The organism is Bacillus sp. 5mfcol3.1, assembly GCF_900114335.1.
GTDB classification, from domain to species: Bacteria; Bacillota; Bacilli; order Bacillales; family Bacillaceae_G; genus Bacillus_A; species Bacillus_A thuringiensis_S.
In genome coordinates this window covers 1-2,426 of the sequence record NZ_FOST01000048.1, presented here as the reverse complement: position 1 = coordinate 2,426, position 2,426 = coordinate 1, and the positions used below count along the sequence as shown (strand labels likewise).

Genomic DNA, 2,426 nt, shown 5'->3' with positions numbered 1-2,426 from the left:
TCTAGCGCCGATGGTAGTTGGGACCTTGTCCCTGTGAGAGTAGGACGTCGCCAAGCAACTTTAAGACGAGTCAGAATGACTCGTCTTTTTTGTATTTTGTAACTTCTTTTCAAAGCTAATTACATATTTATATAAGTTTTATTCGATTTCTTTCGTGATTTTTGATATGTAATTTAAGATTTTCTATTTTATTTCTTAAAGATAAGATTCACTGGTGTGTTAAAATAGTACAGTTGTTTTTTGATGTACTTTAATATAAGAAGATTTAAGTTAGAAAAGGAGATAATATGAAAAGGATAGGTATAATTACTATAGTAGTCTTAGTCCTTCTATTAATCGTGTATATGTTAGTTGGGAATTATTTTTATAACTACGCGTTGAATGCGAAACAAGAAAAAGAATTTTTGCAAGATAATCCTCATTTAGTAGAAACGGTAAATGCATCGGGAGATGTATTGGCTACAAATGAAGAAAAGAATGCGAACTTCGTATCGAAGTATAAACCTAACACATTAACTATACGTTCTTTCGATAAATTGAATTTAAAAGGCTATGAATATATGAATGAATCATCTAGTCATAAATGGGCAATTGTGGTTCATGGATACAATGGTAGAGCATCAGAAATGACGAAATATATTCGTAACTTTTATGAACAAGGCTATAATGTCATAGCACCAGACCTTCGTGGGCACGGAAATAGTGAAGGGGATTATGTTGGTATGGGCTGGCATGATCGTAAAGATGTTTTGATTTGGATTCAACAAATCTTAAAGAAAGATCCTAATGCTGAAATAGCTCTATTTGGTGTTTCAATGGGCGGGGCAACTGTAATGATGACTTCAGGAGAAGATTTACCTTCTAATGTTAAAGTTATTATTGAAGATTGTGGATACTCAACCGTTATTGATGAATTTACTTATCAGCTAAAAGATTTATTCCACTTGCCGAAGTTTCCTGTTATGAATGCGGCAAATACAGTTACAAAATTAAGAGCTGGATATGATTTAGAAGAAGCTTCAGCTGTAAAACAAGTGGCGAAAAGTAAAACACCTATGCTATTCATTCATGGAGATGCTGATACATTCGTTCCTTTTGAAATGTTAGATGAAGTATATAATGCTGCAAAAGTAGAAAAAGAGAAATTAATTGTTCCAGGTGCTGGGCATGGAGAAGCGGAGAAAGTAGATTCGAATAAATATTGGAATACCGTATGGAAGTTCGTAGGGAAGTATATTCCGGCATAATTAAAGTTGTTGCATTTATATAGACGATAATCAGAGGGATAATAGTTAATCCTTTTGATTATCGTTTTTTTGTTAATTAGGTAGTCTGTTATAAGTGTATTTTTGTATGTACTATATGAAGGAGATAGAGCAAAAACTTTTGAATTCCTTAATCTCAGTGCTACAATGATTGAAAACTAAATGTTAATGAGGTGTTTATATGAAAATTGAGGTTTGGTCGGATTTTGTATGCCCATTTTGCTATATTGGGAAACGTAGATTAGAGATGGCTTTAGAGCAATTTCCACATAAGAAGGATGTTGAAGTTGAGTTTAAAAGTTTTGAGTTGGATCCGAATACTCCCGTTTACTCTGGAACAAGTATTAATGAAGTGCTTGCATCAAAGTATGGAATTAGTATTGAAGAAGCTAAGCGTAATAACGTACAGCTAGGAAATCATGCAGCTAGTATGGGTTTAAGTTTTAATTTTGATGAGATGAAGCCGACGAATACGTTTGATGCGCATCGTCTTGCGAAGTTTGCAAAGGATCATGGAAAAGAAAAGGAGATTACGGAGAATCTACTTTTTGCATATTTCACTGAATCGAAAAATTTAAGTGATGTGGATACACTTGCTATTATCGCTGAAGCCTCAGGTTTAGATAAGCAAGAAGCTTTAAATGTTATTAATGATAAAAATGCGTACGCAAATGATGTTAGAATTGATGAAGCGATTGCTCAGCAATATCAAATTTCGGGAGTGCCTTATTTTATTATTAATCAAAAGTATGCTATTTCAGGTGCACAACCACTTGAAACTTTTGTTGGTGCACTTCAGCAAGTGTGGGAAGAAGAGAATCCTGCACCGAAGTTACAGGAACTTTCAGCAGATGGTGGAAGCGATCTTTCTTGTACTGATGGAAGTTGTTCGGTGCCGTCGAAAGAACAATAGTTTTTATGGTAGAAGAGCACCCCATAGATTGTTCTGTAGGGTGCTTGTATATAACTATAGAAGAAATACGTAAATGAAATCTATAAAATATAAAGTTTTTTTAAAAACGTATTGACGATTATACTTTAGAGGTGTAATATAGAACAAGTCGCCGATGACATTAACGTCACAAGCGACAAACGAAATAAAAAACTTAGTTGACATTAACTAACGAAGATGTTAACATAAGGAAGTCGCAAATGAGCGAC

The 2,426-nt window shown here is 34.0% G+C and carries 2 protein-coding genes; both read left to right on the top strand.

The window, feature by feature from the left end; genetic code table 11:
- The first annotated feature begins 287 nt into the window (after nucleotides 1-287).
- The gene (locus BM089_RS30280) at nucleotides 288-1,247 is read left to right on the top strand and encodes an alpha/beta hydrolase (RefSeq protein WP_000821101.1); all 960 of its coding nucleotides are present in this window, start codon (nucleotides 288-290) and stop codon (nucleotides 1,245-1,247) included.
- A gap of 199 nt (nucleotides 1,248-1,446) precedes the next feature.
- On the top strand, nucleotides 1,447-2,178 hold the full coding sequence (locus BM089_RS30275) for a DsbA family oxidoreductase (RefSeq protein ID WP_090979189.1): 732 nt from the start codon (nucleotides 1,447-1,449) through the stop codon (nucleotides 2,176-2,178).
- The last annotated feature ends 248 nt before the right edge of the window (nucleotides 2,179-2,426 follow it).

Coding starts and splice junctions, on each gene's coding strand:
- BM089_RS30280 (WP_000821101.1), top strand. CDS start 288: ATGAAAAGGATAGGTATAATTACTATAGTAGTCTTAGTCCTTCTATTA.
- BM089_RS30275 (WP_090979189.1), top strand. CDS start 1,447: ATGAAAATTGAGGTTTGGTCGGATTTTGTATGCCCATTTTGCTATATT.